This is a genomic window from Phycisphaeraceae bacterium, from assembly GCA_019454185.1.
Taxonomy (GTDB): Bacteria; Planctomycetota; Phycisphaerae; order Phycisphaerales; family UBA1924; genus JAHBWV01.
In genome coordinates this window covers 944,484-964,102 of sequence record CP075368.1, presented here as the reverse complement: position 1 = coordinate 964,102, position 19,619 = coordinate 944,484, and the positions used below count along the sequence as shown (strand labels likewise).

Annotated in this window: 11 protein-coding genes and 2 tRNA genes; 5 read left to right on the top strand and 8 right to left on the bottom strand. The window is 63.8% G+C overall.

The features are described from left to right. Window positions 1-17: 17 nt before the first annotated feature. From KF838_03960 to KF838_03950, 3 genes are all read right to left on the bottom strand, one after another. On the bottom strand, window positions 18-8,123 hold the full coding sequence (locus KF838_03960; GenBank protein QYK49008.1) for an amino acid adenylation domain-containing protein: 8,106 nt from the start codon (window positions 8,121-8,123) through the stop codon (window positions 18-20). An 85-nt stretch (window positions 8,124-8,208) separates the two neighbouring features. Then, a complete protein-coding gene (locus tag KF838_03955; GenBank protein ID QYK49007.1) occupies window positions 8,209-8,580 on the bottom strand; it encodes an aspartate 1-decarboxylase in 372 nt (123 codons plus the stop codon). Between the two features lie 284 nt (window positions 8,581-8,864). Further along, window positions 8,865-9,566 (bottom strand): hypothetical protein, encoded by a 702-nt coding sequence (locus KF838_03950; GenBank protein ID QYK49006.1) that lies wholly within the window; start codon window positions 9,564-9,566, stop codon window positions 8,865-8,867. Between the two features lie 174 nt (window positions 9,567-9,740). Between KF838_03950 and KF838_03945 the strand changes: the two genes are divergently transcribed. Next, complete coding sequence (locus KF838_03945) at window positions 9,741-10,301, top strand: sigma-70 family RNA polymerase sigma factor (GenBank protein QYK49005.1); 561 nt, start codon at window positions 9,741-9,743, stop codon at window positions 10,299-10,301. A gap of 42 nt (window positions 10,302-10,343) precedes the next feature. Here the strand turns inward: KF838_03945 and KF838_03940 are convergent, their stop codons facing one another. Further along, window positions 10,344-10,778: a hypothetical protein gene (locus KF838_03940; protein ID QYK49004.1), complete on the bottom strand. Its 435-nt coding sequence runs from the start codon at window positions 10,776-10,778 to the stop codon at window positions 10,344-10,346. Between the two features lie 197 nt (window positions 10,779-10,975). Between KF838_03940 and KF838_03935 the strand changes: the two genes are divergently transcribed. From KF838_03935 to KF838_03925, 3 genes are all read left to right on the top strand, one after another. Then, on the top strand, window positions 10,976-14,200 hold the full coding sequence (locus KF838_03935) for a protein kinase (GenBank protein QYK49003.1): 3,225 nt from the start codon (window positions 10,976-10,978) through the stop codon (window positions 14,198-14,200). A 57-nt stretch (window positions 14,201-14,257) separates the two neighbouring features. Further along, a tRNA-Gly gene (locus KF838_03930) sits at window positions 14,258-14,329 on the top strand. A 240-nt stretch (window positions 14,330-14,569) separates the two neighbouring features. Continuing rightward, window positions 14,570-15,853, top strand: coding sequence for an aminomethyltransferase family protein (locus KF838_03925; protein QYK49002.1), 1,284 nt, complete (start codon window positions 14,570-14,572; stop codon window positions 15,851-15,853). A 70-nt stretch (window positions 15,854-15,923) separates the two neighbouring features. Here the strand turns inward: KF838_03925 and ribD are convergent, their stop codons facing one another. The 4 genes from ribD to KF838_03905 all read right to left on the bottom strand — a co-directional run bounded on the left by ribD (window position 15,924) and on the right by KF838_03905 (window position 18,852). Beyond that, the gene (gene ribD, locus KF838_03920) at window positions 15,924-17,069 is read right to left on the bottom strand and encodes a bifunctional diaminohydroxyphosphoribosylaminopyrimidine deaminase/5-amino-6-(5-phosphoribosylamino)uracil reductase RibD (GenBank protein ID QYK49001.1); all 1,146 of its coding nucleotides are present in this window, start codon (window positions 17,067-17,069) and stop codon (window positions 15,924-15,926) included. Window positions 17,070-17,093: 24 nt separating this feature from the next. After that, window positions 17,094-18,140 (bottom strand): hypothetical protein, encoded by a 1,047-nt coding sequence (locus tag KF838_03915; protein ID QYK49000.1) that lies wholly within the window; start codon window positions 18,138-18,140, stop codon window positions 17,094-17,096. 97 nt (window positions 18,141-18,237) lie between these two features. Continuing rightward, a tRNA-Leu gene (locus KF838_03910) sits at window positions 18,238-18,323 on the bottom strand. A 115-nt stretch (window positions 18,324-18,438) separates the two neighbouring features. After that, window positions 18,439-18,852, bottom strand: a complete 414-nt coding sequence (locus tag KF838_03905; GenBank protein QYK48999.1) for a hypothetical protein — start codon at window positions 18,850-18,852, stop codon at window positions 18,439-18,441. 228 nt (window positions 18,853-19,080) lie between these two features. Here KF838_03905 and KF838_03900 point away from each other — a divergent pair, with 228 nt between their 5' ends. Then, the gene (locus KF838_03900) at window positions 19,081-19,479 is read left to right on the top strand and encodes a hypothetical protein (GenBank protein QYK48998.1); all 399 of its coding nucleotides are present in this window, start codon (window positions 19,081-19,083) and stop codon (window positions 19,477-19,479) included. Window positions 19,480-19,619 lie beyond the last annotated feature (140 nt).

Genomic DNA, 19,619 nt, shown 5'->3' with positions numbered 1-19,619 from the left:
TACATGATCGCGTTGCATCACTGCGCGTCTGTGGTTTCGAACAGTGCCGAGAGCTTGGCAAGCCCTGCATCGGAGAGACCGGCAAGCGGGAAGGCATCGGAGCTCGTGCCCGCGCCCGGCTCGGATGCGGAGAGCTTGACCAATGCCGCTCGGTAGCTATCGGCGAGAGCGGCGATCGTCTCCGGCTTGAACAGGTTGGCGCTGTACGTCCAGTCCACGACCATCTTGTGACCGACCACCATGACATCGACCTCGATGTCATAGAAGCGCGGGCTGGCGGGATCACGAGTCGGGCCGCAGCGCGTGCGAGCGACGCCGAGATTCCAACCCGGCTCCAAGGCCTGATCGAACTGGCCGAGGTAGTTGAACGAGATCGGGGCGTTCTCCGAGCGTGCCAGTGACTGGTCCGCGCCGTCCATCCAACGGAGCAGCCCGTAGCCGAGGCCGCGAGCCGGAATCGAGCGCAGGTGGTCGCGCACCGGCTCCACGGCGCCGACCGCGTCGAGCGAGCCGACGTCGAGCGTCGCGGGGAAGAGTGTGGTGAACCACCCCACCGTGCGAGAGACGTCGATGTCCTCCACGCCGATCTGCTCGCGCCCGTGGCCCATCATGTCGATCCGCATCCGCGTCGCGCCTGTGGCGTCGCGCAGCGTCACGCCGAGCGCCGCGAGCAGGATGTCGTTCATCTGCGCACGGTGCGCGGAGGGCGCATCATAGAGAAGTGCCCGGGTCAGAGACTCGTCGAGATGCAGCGTGTGCACTCGCGAGGAGGACTCGATGTTCGCGCCATGAGTGTCTCGCTTCACGCGCGCAGCAGGGGCCGCGGACTCTGCGGCCCACCACGCACGCTCCGCCTGCACCTCCGGAGACCTCGCGTGCTTCCCGAGCAACGACGCCCAGGATGCGAAGGACATCGTCTTCGGCGGCAGCGCGATGGGCTGCGACTTGGACGCCTGGCCGTGCGCCGTGATGAGGTCCTCTACAATGATGCGCCACGAGAGTCCGTCGAGCACGAGATGGTGCGCGACCATCAGGAGCCGTGCCGCAGAGTTGTCCCGCGCCTTGAACAGGACCGCGCTGAACACGGGTCCCTTCGCAAGATCGAGCGAGCCCTGAATCTTGCCACCCTCTCGCTGGATGAGCTCATCGGTCTCCGGTGTGCCGAAACGATCGACCATGACCACCGGCAGCGCGATGCTGGCCTCTGCGACCGGGACGTGCGAAGACTTCCAGGTTCCGCCGGCCCCTCGGGAGAAACGCAGCCGCAGCGCATCATGATGCGCGACGATCGCCTGGAGAGCTCTCTCGATCGATCCCGCGTGAACATCTGCGGGAGTCTCGAGCATGATCGCGGCGTTCCACTGATCCGGACGGACGAGCGGCTGCTCAAGCAGCCACTTCTGGATCGGGATGAGCGCGGCAACGCCCGTGACGGGCCCCGGGTCGATCTTCGCCGCGGCGGAGAGCTTCACGTGGGGCGAGAGCTGCACGATCGTCGGATGATCGAAGATCTGATTCGGCGTGATGAGGATGTTGTGCTTTCTCGCCTTCGCGCAGATCTGGATGCTGAGGATCGAGTCTCCGCCGATCTCGAAGAAGTTGTCGGTGGCGTTGACTGTGGGCAGGCGGAGGACCTCTGCCCAGATCGTCGCCAGCGTCTTCTCAACGTCCGTCGAGGGACGGTCCTCCGGGCGGTCCGAGGACTCGTCAGATCCACGCGCCGGCGCCGGGAGAGCCCGGCGGTCCAGCTTCCCGTTGCTCGTCACCGGCAGGTGATCCAAGAAGACGAACGCCGTCGGCACCATGTACTCGGGAAGGTGCTTGCCGAGGCCCGTCTTCAGGTCCGCGGCCTTGAGGTCGCTCGTGGAGGTGTTGCCGACGACGTAGGCAACGAGCCGCTTGGTGCCGGGGACGTCCTCACGCGCCAGCACCACCGCGTCCTTCACACCCGGCTGCTTGCTCAGCACCTGCTCGATCTCGCCAAGCTCGATACGGAAGCCGCGGATCTTCACCTGGTCGTCGATGCGCCCCAGATACTCGATCGACCCGTCAGGCAGCCACCGGCCAAGGTCGCCCGTCTTGTACATCCGGCCATCTGGCCCCCCCACTGGCGCGTTGTGGGGGTCTTGGACGAACCGCTCGGCCGTCAGCTCAGGGCGTGAGACGTACCCCATGCCCACCTGCACGCCACCGATGTACAGCTCGCCCGGCACCCCCACGGGCAGGGGACGAAGCTCCTGATCCAGCACGTACATCCGCGTGTTGGCGATCGGCTTGCCGATCGGAACGATCGGCTGATTGGGCTTGCACTCCCAGCTCGTCACGTCCACCGCCGCCTCGGTCGGGCCGTACAGGTTCGCCAGCTTCGCGTGCGGGATCCGCGTGAAGAACCGGTCCACAAGGTCCGTCGGCAACGCCTCGCCGGAGCAGACCACGCGGCGAAGGGACTCGCACGACTCCAGGCCACGCTCTTCCAGGAAGACGCGAAGCATCGACGGCACGAAGTGCATCGTCGTCACACGCTCACGCTTGATCAGCTCAACCAGGTACGCGCTGTCGCGGTGCCCCTCGGGCTTGGCCACCACGATGCTCGCGCCCGTGATCAGGGGCCAGAAGAACTCCCACACCGACACGTCGAACGAGTACGGCGTCTTCTGCATCACCCGGTCGCGGCCATCGAGCTGGTAGGCCTCCTGCATCCAGAAGAGGCGGTTCACGATCCCCTTGTGCGCGTTCATCGCCCCCTTGGGACGGCCGGTCGAACCCGAGGTGAAGATCACGTACGCAGGGTCATCCTCCGTCCCGACCAGTTCCAAAGGCTCGGAGGGCGTGATGCCCTTCCCGTGTGGCCCGTCGTCAAGACGGACCACCTGCACCCCGCCGGGAACAGATTGGAACGCCGCGCCAGCGCGTGCGAGCTCATCCCCACGCGTCAGCACCACCGGCATCTTCGCGTCCTGGCACATCCCTACCAACCGGTCGGCGGGATACCCAGGGTCCAGAGGCACGTACGCCCCACCGCTGTAGCTCACACCCACCAACGCCGCCACAAGCTCCACGCTCCGGTCGACGCACACACCTACCAAAGTCCCCGGCTTCACGCCCAAAGACCTCAGCTGCTTCGCGATACCCCACGCCATCCCATCCAATTCCGCGTAACTCACCACGCGACCCTCGAACACCAGAGCAGGTGCAGAGGGCGTCTTCTTCGCCTGGCGAGCAATGAGCGACGCGAGCGTCTGCCCCTTCTCGTACGCCTTCTCTGTCGTGTTGAAGGTCGCTGTGACCTGCTGACGCTCGTTCTCGGGGACCATCGAGTCCGTCGAGGCAAGGTTGTCGGGCGACGAAGCGATCGAACGCATGGCGTTCTGGTAGTACTTGCCGATCTGCTTGACCTGATCGGCGGTCATGTGCTTCGTGTTGTAGTTGAGCACCACGTCCAGACGATCGTCGAAGGCGTCGACGCGGAAGTTGGCGACGAACGCGTAGTGGAACGGATCGGTGAAGTCCACGTGGATGAGCTCGAAGCCCTGCTTGCCCTTCAGCTTGTCGTAGATGTGGAACTTCGTGTAGTTGAAGCCGGTCTCGAACATGTTGTCCTGGCCGGCACGCCCGAGATCACGCAGCAACTGGGCGCCGATGTAACGCCTGTGAGGCAGGGCGCGGAGCTCCGACTCGTACGCGTCCTTCGCGATCTCGGCCCATGTGCGACCGACGCCGAGGTCGAGCCGGTACGGCATCGTGTTGAGGTGGTTGCCGAGGCAGCGGTCACCGCTCGGCTCCTCGATGCGACCGTTCATCACCAGACCCGTCACGATGTCCGTCTGCTTGGCGAGCATGCCGAGCACGCGCATGTGCGTCGCAAGGTAGAACGCCTTGACGGGCATGCCGAGCCGCCGGGCGTGCTCCTCGACCTGCCGGTTGATCTCGTGGGGGATCGGGACGATCACGTCGAGGTTGCGCGGCACGCGCACGTCGCGCCCAACGCCGGGGAGGCGCGGGATCGGCGTGAAGGGGGCGTCGGCCAGGAGGTTTGTCCAGAACTCGCGTGCGGCAGGGTCCGTGATCGTCGAACGCTCGAGCGTCACGAAGTCGCGGTACGTGATCGGATTCGGTGCGTCCGCCGTGTCCTCACCCCCGTTGAGCATGGTGACGTAGCGATCGAAGATCTCCGTCATCATGTTGGAGGTCGACCAGCCGTCGAGGATCGCGTCGTGGAACGTGATGCCGAACTGGAAGGTCTCGTCCGAGCGCTTGTGCACCGTGTAGGTCAGAAGCGGCGGCTTCCGCCAGTCGAACACGTACTCCGCCTCGTCGTCGATCCACTTGGCGAGGATCTCCTTCTGACGCGCCGCGGGCGAGCCCGTGATGTCGTGATACTGGATGATCGTCCGGGCTTCCTTGTGCACCAGCTGCATCGGCTCGCTGAAGGAGCCGAGATCGAAACTGGTCCGCAGGATCGGATGGCGTGAGACGACGCGATCGACCGCACGCTGCAAGAGCGTCATGTCGAGCTTCGCCTTGACGTGGATGCTCATCGCGACCTGGTACAGGTACGAGCCGATCGCCCGCTCGCTGTGGAAGACCATGCCCCCCTGGAGCGCCGACAGCGGGTAGGCGTCGACGATGTTCTCCGGCAGGCGAGCGCGGTCGGCCGCGCTGATAAGTGAGAACGGCTCCGTGCGGAAGCCGCTGGCCTTGACGGGCGTCCCGATCTGGGCGGCGAGCGTGCGGATCGTCGGCGTGCGGAAGAGATCGTGGATCGCGAACGTCAGGCCCGCATCCTGCGCCTTGGCGACGATGCGAAGACCGAGGATCGAATCTCCGCCGATCTCGAAGAAGTTGTCGGTGGCGTTGACTGTGGGCAGGCGGAGGACCTCTGCCCAGATCGTCGCCAGCGTCTTCTCAACGTCCGTCGACGGACGGTCCTCCGGACGGTCCGAGGACTCATCAGACCCACGCGCCGGCGCCGGGAGAGCCCGGCGGTCCAGCTTCCCGTTGCTCGTCACCGGCAGGTGATCCAAGAAGACGAACGCCGTCGGCACCATGTACTCGGGAAGGTGCTTGCCGAGGCCCGTCTTCAGGTCCGCGGCCTTGAGGTCGCTCGTGGAGGTGTTGCCGACGACGTAGGCAACGAGCCGCTTGGTGCCGGGGACGTCCTCACGCGCCAGCACCACCGCGTCCTTCACACCCGGCTGCTTGCTCAGCACCTGCTCGATCTCGCCAAGCTCGATACGGAAGCCGCGGATCTTCACCTGGTCGTCGATACGACCCAGGTACTCGATCGACCCGTCAGGCAGCCACCTGCCAAGATCGCCCGTCTTGTACATCCGGCCATTGGGTTGATTATGCGGGTCCGTCACGAACCGCTCGGCCGTCAGCTCAGGGCGTGAGACGTACCCCATGCCCACCTGCACGCCACCGATGTACAGCTCGCCCGGCACCCCCACGGGGAGGGGACGCAGCTCCTGATCCAGCACGTACATCCGCGTGTTGGCGATCGGCTTGCCGATCGGAACGATCGGCTGGTTGGGCTTGCACTCCCAGCTCGTCACGTCCACCGCCGCCTCGGTCGGGCCGTACAGGTTCGCCAGCTTCGCGTGCGGGATCCGCGTGAAGAAACGGTCCACAAGGTCCGTCGGCAACGCCTCGCCGGAGCAGACCACGCGGCGTAGGGAGTCGCACGACTCCAGGCCTCGCTCTTCCAGGAACACACGCAGCATCGACGGCACGAAGTGCATCGTCGTCACACGCTCACGCTTGATCAGCTCAACCAGATACGCGCTGTCGCGGTGACCCTCGGGCTTGGCCACCACGATCGATGCGCCCGTGATCAGGGGCCAGAAGAACTCCCACACCGACACGTCGAACGAGTACGGCGTCTTCTGCATCACCCGGTCGCGGCCGTCCAGCTGGTACGCCTCCTGCATCCAGAAGAGGCGGTTCACGATCCCCTTGTGCGCGTTCATCGCCCCCTTGGGACGGCCTGTCGAACCCGAGGTGAAGATCACATACGCAGGGTCATCCTCCGTCCCCACAAGCTCCAAGGGCTCGGAGGGCGTGATGGATCCATCATCCAGACGGACGACCTGCACCCCGCCGGGAACAGATTGGAACGCCGCGCCAGCGCGTGCGAGCTCATCCCCACGCGTCAGCACCACCGGCATCTTCGCGTCCTGGCACATCCCTACCAACCGGTCGGCGGGATACCCAGGGTCCAGAGGCACGTACGCCCCACCGCTGTAGCTCACACCCACCAACGCCGCCACAAGCTCCACGCTCCGGTCGACGCACACACCTACCAAAGTCCCCGGCTTCACGCCCAAAGACCTCAGCTGCTTCGCGATACCCCACGCCATCCCATCCAATTCCGCGTAACTCACCACGCGACCCTCGAACACCAGAGCAGGTGCAGAGGGGTGCTGCTTGACGCGGCGACGGATCAGATCGCCGAGTCGCAGGCCCGTCTCGTACGGCGTCTTCGTCGCGTTGAACGTCTCGAGCACGCGGGCGCGTTCGTGCGCGGGCGTGAAGTCAAGACCGGCGAGCGTCTTTGCGCCCGCGTCCGCGGACTTGAGGAGCACCTGGAACTGCTCGGCGATGGCCCGCGCGGTCTCTTCGCCCACAATCTCGCGGCGGAACACGAGGGACACCTTCCCGGATCCGTCTGCGCGTAGCGTGATCGCTGCACGCGGAGCGGCCCCGATCGTCGTTCCCAACTCGATCGCGGCGTGCCACATCGCGCCCTGCTTCAGTTCCGCGACGTTTCTCAGCGTCGGGAATCGGATGGCGACGTCCTTCGCGAATGAACCCATGCGCTCGGCATCCGCAAGTGCGGTGCGGACCCGATCGGCGAACGGAGCCGTCGCGTCCGTGGGCTCGCACTCGATCTTGATCGGTACATGCGAATCGAAGAGGGCGGCAGCCGGCGATCCCGTGGGAACCTGCCCCGGCGTATGCAGCAGCAGGTCGAATGAGGCAGCTCTCGATACGCGGGCCAGATACGCACAGAAGAGCGCCGCTGCGGAGGACGCATCACGCGAACCGACATCGATCGAAAGGACGCCGGACTCGCCTGTCGGCTTGCCCGAGATCAACGGCATCACGATCGGGCTCATGGCTGCGAGCCGCGCGACCCACTTCTTCTCGTGCTTGTGAGCCGCGGCGTCGGTCTTGACGATCTCGGCAAGCGCGTCTGCAGGCGGCGACATCAGCGTGCGCGCGACAGCGAAGCGAGAATCCGTCAGGTTCGCCGGAGTGCCGTCCAGTTCCTTCAGGCCCAGCAGGCGCACATCGCGTGAGCCGTCGGCGGCGGCCATGCGCAGCCAGTCTGGACCGGTGTTGATGATGGTGCCGGGGAGCGCGTGAGGCCCGGACTCCGCGAGCGCGATGCTCGACGCCACGATGAAGCGATCGCCAGTCCAGATGCGAGCTGCGCACAGCGGATTCTCGTAGACACCGAAGTCGAGCGCACGCCCGAGATTCTCGAGCGTCTGTGCAGGCGTGTTGGGATCGATGATTCCCGCGTTCGCCGGACGCTTGTGGCGTCCGAAGAAGGTGCGTGCGGCCTCCGACTGGGGCTTGCGGGCCGTCGTGCCCCGTTCGAGGTGCCCGAGCAACGATCGGAACGCGCGCTGCGCTGCGGCGTAGCACTTGGCGTTGAGGGTGAGGGCATTGTCATCGGGCGCGATCCCGAAGTGCTCCTGGACCAGAATGTCACCGAAGTCCACTCGATCGGACATCACGTGCCAGGTGATCGCGTGCTCCTTCTCGCCAGCCATCAATGCCCACGACGTCGCGTGGATGCCCGCGTAGCGGGGAAGCGGCGCATCGTGGTAGTTGATTGCCATCACACGCGGGAGCGTCAGGGCCGAGGGAGGCAGAACCTCGTCGTTGACGATGCTGAAGAGAAGGTCCACCTTCTCGCCACGCACGGCGGACTCAAGGTCCGCCCACGTCGCGACGTGGGGAACCTTGTTCGTAGCGGCCCAGGATGCGACCTTCGGGTCTGGCGAGGCCACGCAGAGGATCGCGTGGCCACGCGAGCGCAGTTCTTCCGCGGACTGCACGAGCAAGCTGCCCGTGCCGATGACGGCACACCGGAACGACGTGTTGGCGTTCAAGGGGATTCCCTCGGCTGAAATGTCGAGACGTGGACGACCGCTAAGGCGAGAGCATTCTGTCCGGGCATGGCCACGGGCAGAGGGCTCATCGATTGTCGTAGTGGATGATCTCTTCGATCGTGTTATCGGGGCGCATGAGAGCGACCGCGGGCTTGTGGGCGCGGTACTCGTCTTCGGAGGCGAACGCGTAGTGCATGATGATCACGGTGTGGCCCTCGCCGGCGAGGCGGGCTGCTGCACCGTTGATGATGATCTGCTTGGAACCACGCTCACCACGGAAGACGTAGGTCTCGAAGCGCTCGCCGTTGTCGCAGTTGGCGATGACCACGGCGTCATTGGCGCGAAGGCCGACGGCATCGAGGATGTCCGCATCGATCGTGATTGACCCGACGTAGTCGAGCCGGGCCGAAGTCACGCGAGCACGATGGATCTTTGAGTGCAGGATCTTCCGGAGCATTTCTTTCTCACCTCAGTCGAGACATGGAGCAAGCATCAGCCGCCGAGACCTCCAAGGCGTGTTCTGAAGTTGCGTGGTCCGCGTCGGGTTCCCTCCTCGGATCCTTTCCGCGCGGTCAATAGTCTAGTGACTACTCCTGAATCAGATCAATGGATTCCGAACAATCTAAACGTACTTCTGATCAAGAAAGCGTCTGCTAACGACGCTTGATTATGGGTCCAGAGAAGGCCGGGCCCGCCCCTCGCAGCGAGCCCGGCCTGGTTATTTGTCCCTGGGATTGATGCTCAGGCACACCCCTCAGCGAAGACCTGCATGAACTCCAGGAAGTCGAGGATGTCGACAAACTGGTCGGGCATCAGATCGGGATCGCCCCACTGGCCACAGGGCATCGCGTTCCCGTCGCACGCCGCAAAGTCGTCCATGAAGTCGAGGAAGTCGAGGATATCGGAGATTCCGTCGTCGTTGTAGTCCGCAGCACAGCGGAGAGCGACGAAGTTGCCCGAGTCATCGAGATTGATCCAGCCGACGTTCTCGCCCCAGGCGAATCCCTGGAACCGACGTGTGCTGAGATTGAGCCTTGCGTGCTTGCCCATCGCTCCGAGGTGGTCGAACATGCTGAAGTTGATCCAGCCGATGTTCTCGCCCCATGCGAGCCCGCTGAGGTCGCCGTTCGCAGCGATGTTCACACCATAATCGGATCCGTCGGTGTTGCCGTAGCGCGTGCCGCCCGCGGCGGCTGGCGTGCCATTTCCGAGAGAGATCCAGCCGACGTTCTCCGACCAGATTCGACCAGACAGAAACCCGTCATGGACGCGAACGCCATGGACCCCGGCATCTCGCCAGTTCATCCAGCCGATGTTCTCGCCCCATGACCATTTCCGTGTTCCGTCAATCTTGTCCTGGGCCAGTGCGGAGGGCGCGCACGATGCAATGACGATTACGCCAGCCAAAGCCCGAGGTGAGAGGATTTCCTTTGCGAAGTTCATGGTCCGTGCCTTCCTTGAGGTGTGCGTGTGGTTCAGTCCTTCCCCTAGGAACGCAGCAGGATGACGCTCCCCTTGGCTAAGTAGACCAACATTTCTCGCGCGGACTCGGTTATCATGCCACGGTTGAGACCTTCAGCCCCCACACAGGGGCAGCACCCCGCATCGGAGCCCTGCATGGACGCGGCTAACGTGACCCTTGTCCTCCAGCGGATCGCTGACGGCGACCGCGAGGCAGCCGAACAGCTCCTTCCCTTTGTGTACGACGAGCTCCGGCGCATGGCCGGCGCGGCGATGAGTTCCCAGAGCAAGGCCCACACGCTCCAGCCGACGGCCCTCGTTCACGAGGCGTATGTCCGGCTGATCCGGCCCGAGGACGGGTACCAGAATCGCTCGCATTTCATGGCGGTTGCTTCGATGGCGATGCGTCAGATTCTGACCGACCATGCACGTCGGAAGCGAGCAGCCAGACGAGGCGGGGAGGCACACAAGGTCTCTGCTGAGACGGTGCAACTCGAAGGACCCGACCAGGGAGGGGTGGATATTGTCGCCTTGGACGATGCGCTCAGCAAGCTCGCCGAGTTGGACCCGCGGAGGCACAGAGTCGTGGAACTCAGATTTTTCGGGGGTCTGAGCGTCGAAGAAGTCGCGGAACTCCTTGATGTGTCGAGGAGTACCGTTGAAGCCGATTGGCGAGCGGCACGGGCATGGCTCGCGGCTGAGCTGTCAGAAAGCTGACGATCTGGCTAGGTGTGGTTCCGAACGCGATCCGAGTGCAGGTCACCCTGCTTTCATTGTCGGCGAGGACTGAGTCGCGCCATCGATCATCGCATCGCTGACGAGCCGCATAACCATGCGCCACTCGTTCTTGACCATCGGGTCGAGCAGGCCCCCGGTGACTTCCTCCATGGCCTCAAGAAATGTCTCGATGACAAGGTCGTAGTGCTCCGGCTTCGCACCGTAGTTCGCGTGCCGCTTGCCGAGATCTCGAAGAAAGGCCCGTTGAGCCGGGGGATCGGTTAGAAACTGAACGATGGTTTCGAGTGAGGCGACCAGTTTCTGCTGCTGGATCTCAATGGGCTGCGTGAACATCTCCCGGACAGGAGGGGCTTTTTCGAACAAACGCCGATAGAAGGCCGCAGCGAGATCCCCAGCCGCCGGCCTGAGAGCGTTGAAGGAGGCACTAAGTCGTTCGATGAGCCCGCGATCGATCACAATCCCTGGCAGAGGAGAACGGGAATCTTCCCTAAACAGGGGATGCAGACTCACCGGCGGCATGCTACAGGGCTCCTTGTGACGGTAGAGTGTACAACGAGTCAACGTATTTCGCATCGGGTTCCCTTGACCCGATCCTTGCGTTTCGCTCGATTATTCTGATCTATTGGGGGAAACCCGCAGGAGCGTCCGGCAGTATGCAGCATGGAGACTACAAGTCTGCGATGGAGCTCTTTGAGAGAGCTTCGTCGCTCCACCCTGCTGAGCGACGGGCGTTCCTTGATGCCTCTGGTGCTCCTGCTCAAGTTGTCCGCCGCGTTGTTGCCATGCTCGAGGCAGATGCAGCGGAGAACGACGACCGGGGCGGGGGCATGGGTATCGTGGCCCAGTTGGTGCAGGAGGATTCTCAAGAGCAGGCCATTCGGAGCGTCTTGCCTGAGTTGAGAGGGCACTACCGCATCATCCGTCTCCTTGGAGAGGGCGGGTCCGGAGCGGTCTACGAAGCAGAACAGACTTCGCCTCGGCGTTCTGTCGCACTGAAGGCATTGCGACCGGGGCGCACATCACATCGAGCTCTTCGCCGGCTCGAGTTCGAGGCGCAAGTACTCGCCCGACTCCAGCACCCAGCGATCGCGCAGGTGTTCGAGGCAGGCGTTGCGGATTCGGAGCACCCGGATCAGGCCTTCATCGCGATGGAGCTCGTTCGTGGCGTGTCTCTGACAGCCCATGCCCGCTTGAAGCAGCTGGGACTCAGCGAACGCCTGAATCTTTTCCTGGAGATCTGTACAGGCGTCGCGCACGCGCATCAGCGCGGCATCATCCACCGCGATCTCAAACCCGCCAATATCCTCGTGGACGAGGTCGGGCGCCCCCGCATTCTCGATTTCGGCGTCGCCCGAGTCACGGACGAGAGTTTCGGGATCGATGCTTCGATTACCCAGCAGGGCCAGATCGTCGGCACACTTCAATACATGAGCCCGGAGCAGGCGTGGGGTGACCCTTCCGCGATCGATACACGGAGCGATGTCTATGCGCTGGGAGCGATCCTGTTCGAGCTTCTGACCGACAGAGTGCCACTTGAACTCGACGGTCTGCCGCTCGCTGCTGCGCTTGATCGAGTGCGTTCGGCTCGCCCTCCTCTGGCGGGCGATCTTCGCCCCGAGCTTCGTGGAGACATTGAGACCATCATCTCTCGCGCGATGGAGCCGGAGAAGGAACGCCGCTATTCATCTGTCATCGCGCTCGCTGATGACATACGGAACCATCTCGAGGGCAGGCCGATCGAGGCGAGACGGGACAGTCTCTCGTACGTCGCGTTCCGAGTCGCCAATCGTCACCGAAAGAGTCTTGGCGTCGCCATGCTCGCCCTCCTCTCGCTGATCACGTTCGGCGTGATGTCTTCGCTTCAATCGCGTGAGAACGCCCGGTTGGCAGAATCCGAGTCGCACGCACACAGAGAAGCTCGGATCGCGCTCGAAGAACGAACGAGAGAGAAAGAACGAGCGGACTCGACCGCGGAATCGCTCCGGCGGAGTCTCAGTCTCAGCAACATCGCAGTCGCCCACGCGGCGGTGTTTGCCGGCGATCGACGAGGCGTCCGCCGAGCCCTTGACGCCTGCCCTGAGGACCTTCGCGCCTGGGAATGGTCTTTCCTGCGACGCTATGTCGAGCGAGCGAGCACAGAAGCCGCGGTCTTCCCCCCAGGCCAGTTGGGTCTCGATACATTGGGCACAGGTTCCTTGGTCGTGGTATCACACGGCACGGCGGGACTCGCCGTTGTCGATTCAGCACTTGGCACGGTCGTAGAACAAACCGCCCACGACGGCTTTGCCGTTGCTGTGGCGGGAGCAAGCAACGGTGTCATTGCGGTCGCAGACGTGCGAGGGCGCGTCACGGTCAAGCATTCGGTCGGCGAAGCCGTTGCTGCATCATTCGAATCGGGCGTCGGTCAGCCCTGCGGACTCCTGCTGTCCGATGATGGCACCCGCGTCACGGTTGTCGGACAAGCCGGCTTCATCGAAGAGTGGTCTTTTCCCGATTGCGAGATGGTCGCCGTGTGGAAAGTGCCCTATGAGGGCTTCACGCTCGCGATATCCAACCCACCCCAGAGCAATCGCCTCTATCTCGCCGGCACATACGGGGTTGCCCGCCTTGATTTTGCGAGCGGTGCATTTGAGCACCTGCTGACGACTGATGCGTCAGTCCTCAGCGTCGACGTCGATCGTGACGAGCGGTATCTTGCGATCGGCGACGACGTGCGCACGGTCGGCGTGTACCAGCTCAGTGACATGCGCTCGGTGTTTCTCTATCGAGGGCACGGCAGCCGCGTGATCGCGGTCCGGCTCTCGCCCGATGGGTCGCATCTCGCAACCGGCAGCGGCGACTCGACCGTCCGATACTTCAACATCTCAACCGGCGATGAGATCGAGCGATTCCTCGCCCACGAGGCAACGGTGACGGGGCTGGCCTTCCTCGGCCCGGATCGGCTGGTCTCCGCCGGTCGAGACGGTTTCGTAAGAACATGGACATTGTCCATCAATGCTCGAGCAACGTCGGCTCGATGGAAACGGACCGACATCGCTCATCTTCTTCCAACGCACGATGGGCTCTTCATAGCTGGCGAAGGCCCCGCGTTTGCAAAGATCGACGCCGAGAGCGGCGTCTCCCTGTGGTCGGACAACTCGGCAGTCCGCGGGCTGAGACTCTTCGAAACAGACAGCACGCTCATCGGTCTGACCAACGATGGCAGACTCACCGCGTGGATGTCCGATGAGCCGATCTGGTCGGTTGATGTGGGAGAAGCCGCCAAGGGCGGGCTGCTCAGGGATCAACACTTGTCAATCACCGTTGACCATCGGCTCGTGACCGTGGACGCAGCGTCAGGGCGTGTTGTCGAGTCGATTGATTTCGGAGACGAAACGCCGGTCGGCATCGCCGCAGGAGGGGACTGGCGGCTTGTGACCTGCGCCAGCGGGCGTCTGATTGTTGTGCGAGAGGGGCGAATCGCCCGAGTGTTCGATGGTCACGCTGACGGTGCGTGGTGTGCCGCAACACACCCGGATGGCACGCTCGTGGCGACGAGCGGGGAGGACGGCGTGATCCGCCTCTGGGACCCTCGAGATTGGAGTGCAGTCGGCACCATGGGCGGCGATCAACTCGCTATCCTCGGGCTTGATTTTTCACCTGATGGTTCCCGACTGGCGACGGCCGGCTTTGACACCACTGTGAGACTCTGGAGTTTGGCCGAGCGGGCGGAAGTCCTCAGACTCTCAGGACATGTCTGGGCAGTCCAGTCGGTCGCGTTTGATCCAGTATCCGGCAGCTTGTATTCCGGCGCTGCCGACGGCGTCATCCGGCGCTGGCGGGTTCAGGATCGATGGTCATGGAGTGCGACAGGAGCGAGCCCGGGCAGCACGCCGTGACCGTCTCAGTACGTTCCGACGCCGATCCAAACCAATGGCGGGCTATGATGTCCCAACGCGGGCGTAGCTCAGTGGTAGAGCGTCAGCCTTCCAAGCTGAACGTCGAGGGTTCGAATCCCTTCGCCCGCTTTGTCTCTCGTGTTGATGAGATCGTGGGAAGCGGCGAGAGCGGGCGCTGACACGCCTCGATTCAATCACGCGGCGTATTTGCAACGCACATCAACACCCGCACGCATGATCTGATGCATATGGTCGGTGTGCGAACGTTCCCATCCAATCTGCTTGTCGATCGCGGCGCCATTCGGAAGGGCGAATCGCTTGAGACTGGCGGCGTCGCCATAGCGTCAGAGCAACGATTCGAGTGATTTGATGGCATCACCTTCACCGATTCTGGCATTGATGGAAGCCGCCGACCCGAGCATGCGGGCGTATGGCGACGCACCCGAAGGGTTCGCCGAGCCGGTGATGGTTGCCGAGCAGTTTGTCGAGTTGGAACTCGAATACGCCGCCATCCGCAAGCACGCGGCACTCATGGACCAACCGCAGCGCGGCGTGATCGTTGTGACCGGCGCGGACCGCCTTGAGTTCCTGGGGCGGATGATCACGCAGGAGATGGAGGGGCTGGAGCCCTTCCATTGGCGGCACTCGTTTTGGCTGAATCGCAAGGGCCGCATAGATGCCGACATGCGGGTGATCGTCCTTCCCGATCGCGTCGTGCTGGAGATGGACATCCACGCAGTCGCTCGCGCCAAGAAGGGATTGGATGCGTACATCATCACGGAGGATGTGACGCTGACGGAAGCGACGCAGATGGTGCATCGGCTGGGGCTGCACGGGCCCCGTGCGATCGACGCGCTGGCGTCGATCGTCGATGAGACCATCGTGGACAAGTCGGGGGTCATGGGAGGGGCGGAGAAGGGCGCGACACCGGATCGCCCGCGCCTGCACACGTTGGCGCAAGGCCAGGCGACCACGGTCGCCTTCGGTTCCTCGATCGTGACCGTTGTGCGCGATGATGCGACGGGCGAGATCGGGCTTGAGTTGTTCGTGCCGGCGGAGGGAGCACGCTCCCTCTATGAAGCTTTGATGGGGCTGGCGCACGACCACGAGGAAGCGCCAGCTGGTGCGGCGGGCAGGCCGCGGCCCCCCATGCTCCGACCGATCGGGTGGCACGCCTTCAACATCGCACGGATCGAGGGGGGCACGCCGCTCTACAACCTGGACTTTGGGCCAAGTAATCTGCCGCACGAGTGCGGGGATGAGGTGCTGCGTTCGCGCGTGTCGTTCAAGAAGGGGTGCTATCTCGGCCAGGAGATCGTGGCGCGGATGGATGCACGGGGCCATCCCAAGGTGCGGCTGGCGGCGCTGGCGCTGGATGGCGCGGATGCACGCGACGAGCACGGGACACCCCGACAGCCCGTGACGGGCGGACCGGTATTCGCGCCGGTCGATGGGATGCCGGATCCGAACGCCGCGCCGATCGGCGCGATCACGAGTTCGACGGTGAGCCCGATGCGTTCGAGCACGCCGGTCGCGTTCGCGATGGTGAAGTATGCGATGGGCGAGCCGGGCACGAAGCTCTACGTGGCGGCGGAGGGACGGATGGTGGAGGCGACGGTGCAAGCGGGGATGGCGTTCTGGAAGCGATCGTAAGAGAACGCGAAGAAGCAAGAAGAAGACTCACCACCGAGACACAGAGACCACAGAGAAGAGAAATGCTGCGCTAGTCTCGGGAGCGCCGATAGTGCAGTTCGAGGTCGTCGCCGAGGCGCTTGGTGCGGAGCAGTCTGAAGCGGCGGCCCTCGGCCAGGTGTGCGGCGATCCGGCCGCTGGCCGCGCTGAAGGCCTGCTCATCGCCGAGGACGAGGGGCGCGAGATAGACAACCGCCTCATCGATGAGGTCGGCTTCAAGGAGGGAGCCGAGCATCCCGCCTCCGGCCTCGACCATGACGGTGGAGATCTGCTTGTGATCGACGAGGGCGCGAAGAAGCCGTTCGAGATCGAGCCCCTTGTTGAGCCCCCCGCTGAGGACCTCATGCGGCACACCCATGACTTCTACGCCCGCTGCCTCCAGGCGCTCGACCTTGTCGGCCATGAGGTGCGCGGTCGAGAGTTCCTTGGAGCAGCAGACGATGGTCGGCACGACCGCTGCCGTCCGAACCAGTTGGGTGTTCTCGTCGATGTCGAGGCCGGTATCAACGACAACGCGGGTGGCGACGCGGTGGATACGGCGTACACCCCGGGGCGTCAGCATCGGATCGTCGGCGATGACCGTACCCATCGAGGTGAGCATGGCATCAACGCGGGCGCGGAGCTTGTGGACCCGCGCTCGGGACTGCTCGCCGGAGATCCACTTACTCTCGCCGCTGCGAGTGGCGATGCGGCCGTCGATGGTCTGTGCCCACTTGGCGATGACCCATGGGAGGCCGGTGGCGACACGTTTGCAGAAGGGCTCGCTGATCGCGGTGGCGAGGGAGGAGGAGGGATCGAAGCGACAGATGATGCCGGCTTCGCGCAGGATGCAGAAGCCGCCACCAGAGACATCGGCAGGATCAGGGCGTGCGGCGATGACTTCGGCGATACCGGCTTCGATGAGCGCATCGGTGCAAGGGGGCTGCTTGCCGAAGTGGCGGCAGGGCTCGAGCGTGACGTAGGCCGCGGAGCCGCGTGGGTCGTTGCCTTTGGCTCGAGCATCGGCGAGGGCCTCGCGCTCGGCGTGCAGGTGTCCGAATCGCTTGTGGTGGCCGATCCCGATGATACGGTCCTCCTTGACGAGTACGCACCCAACGAGCGGGTTGGGCTCGACATCACCGAACGCGCGGATGGCGGCACGGGCGGCGATGTCGAGATAGCGCTTTGGTTCAGTCATAGCAGGTGCGAGCGGATGTGCGTGTCATGCGTTGCGAATGAGGGCGCGGCGGTCATCGGGTGTGAGAAGTTCTCTCGCGTCTTCGAGCCAGCGTGCGGCATCCTGGCGATAACCGGCCGTGGGTTTCAGATCGATGCTGGCGAACTCGGTGGCGCGGCGGCACCAGTAGCGATTGAATCGGGCCATGGCGAGTTCGCGCACGAGCTTGGCGACCATCGAGGCGAGTGCGACGGACATATGGGCAGACTCGGCTTCGGGCATAAACGTGACGATCATGCGCCGGGTGCGATCATTGACTTCGTAGCGGCAGCAGCGGTCGGACTCTTCGAGCACTTTCACGGAAGCGGTCCAACGCGTGGCGCCATCTGAGCGCGAGCGGCACTCGCGGGCGAGCATGGGGGCATAGTCGGTGCGTCCGCCCTGGCGGTCGCAGACGATGCGTAGCTCGCCCTGCTTGCCACTCCCCCACTTCTCGAAGGCCATGCGGAGATACTCACCGATCGCCAGCACGGTGGCCTCGGCCTTGGATCCGGTCTCGCCGACGATGGCGTTGAAGCGGGTCTCGCCGATGGTGCGGCACCAGAGTCCGAGGCAGTCAACAGACGCGTTTTCCAACGCCGCGCCGAGCGAGTTCGAACCGATGGCAATCGACTGTGCGGACGAGCCGACTGGGACCGGCGTGGGCTTCACCTCTTGGTACCACGGACGCCGCTCAAGCTCGACGCCGAGTTTGTCAAACAGGGCCGCATCATCGGCGGGGAGATCGGGAGCGGCCCCTTCTGCGAATCGCATGAAGGAGAGGACGGCGCGTTCAAGATGCACCAGAGGGTGACGGGTAGTCACGGAGTTGGCGAGCTTGAGTTTCTTCGAGTCGGCGACTGGGATGCGCGGGTTTGCGCCCTTGGCCTCGCGGGGTTCTTTGCACACAGCGGTGGAGAGGAGTTTCCAGAAATCAGGAGCGGGGTCTCCATCCGACCAGTTGCCTGCCCGGAGTGCGGCCGCGCCGACGGATAGTGGCCCCAGCAGGGGTCCGTAACCGGCCTCATCAATCCCGAGCAGGATCAGTGCCATGAAGGTGCATGGTACTGCGTCGGTCGAGAGAGCGGACGATGGAGAGGGGGTTGAAAAACAGAACCGGGCGGCCTTGAGAGCCGCCCGGTGTTCACAATGCGGACGAGAGGAGTCGAACCTCCACGGGGTATTAATCCCACTAGGACCTGAACCTAGCGCGTCTGCCAATTCCGCCACGTCCGCGTGGGGAACGTGAGGTTAGGGGGGCACGAGAGGAACGGCAACTTTGACCAGTACGCGAGCCAGGGGCGTAGAGCATCGCTGAACCTAGGCCAGCAATCGAGCCCTACAGCGAGCCCTACCGCCGGACGATCGTGTCGCCGTAGTGCAGTTCCATGTAGCGGGCGACGTAGTCCACAATCGAGAGGGCCTCGGGGATGTCGGGGTTGCTTGTCGGGCCCATCGGCTCGAATCGCATCCCTTTGAAGCGTGAGACCGCGTCGTTGACTGTGAGGCCGTATTGGAGAGCGATCGAGAAGGCGCGGCAGAATGCCTGGCACATGCCCGACATCGCGGAGCCCTCCTTGGCGATCTTGATGAAAATCTCGCCGGGAGTTCCGTCGGGGTACAGCCCGATCGTGAGGTAGCCCTCGTGACGATCGATGCTGAACTTGTGGGTCAAAGAATCCCGGGTTGCAGGAAGGGACTGGCGAGTCGCGACCATCGGTACGTCCTTGCCGGGGGTCTGATCATGGGACTGTTCGTTGCTCACGCCGAGGGGCTCCGCCGCCTCTCAGAGTGGCCACGCGGAGCATCGTGCTCAGCGGGGCGGTACCGAATATCGGACTCCGAGAGAGGATGGGACCAGAATACGCTCGCTGGCCGGGTTGGTGAAGGGACTGTGAAGGTTCTGGAGTCTTCGGCCCCTTGTTTGTCAAGAATTGCTTTCGGAAGGTGCTTGCTCGGGTGGTAGAACCGGCCGATACTTCTCCATAGCTCAATGAGCACTCGCCCAGACAGTAAGTCGCCCGATCCCACCCGCCAGCGCTGGAGCGGCCTTGCCGTATTGATCGCGGTGGCGATCACCACAGGGTTCGCTCCGAGCTCGTTCGCCTGGGCGGTTCTCCCCGGTGTTGAGCGTGCTCTGTACGCGTCTGGTCGAGAATGCGGGCAAGAGCGTGCTTCGGCCAGGCAGATCCATGAAGCTCTCGCTCGTGCTGTGCGTGAGCTGCTGAAGGGATCTGGCTCGGATCAGGCCATCACGAAGAACCAGTCGGCGGCCTCTTTCCTCCTCTGCGACTCTGTTGCAGCCATCGAGACTCCTGCGGCACCGATCGGCCTCATGCGAAGCGAGACGCTCCTGAGTGGGCGTCTGCCGCAGCCCCCTCCCGCGGCCTGATCGCTCGCGCATCCTTCGTGGGCCGCGCCTTTACACATTCACTTCCATACCAGATTGACGTGCGTGAGGCCGTTCCGGAGTATCGGAAACGCGCCAGCCGCATCGTGTTCGATTGAACAATCGGTCTTACAGCCGAACAG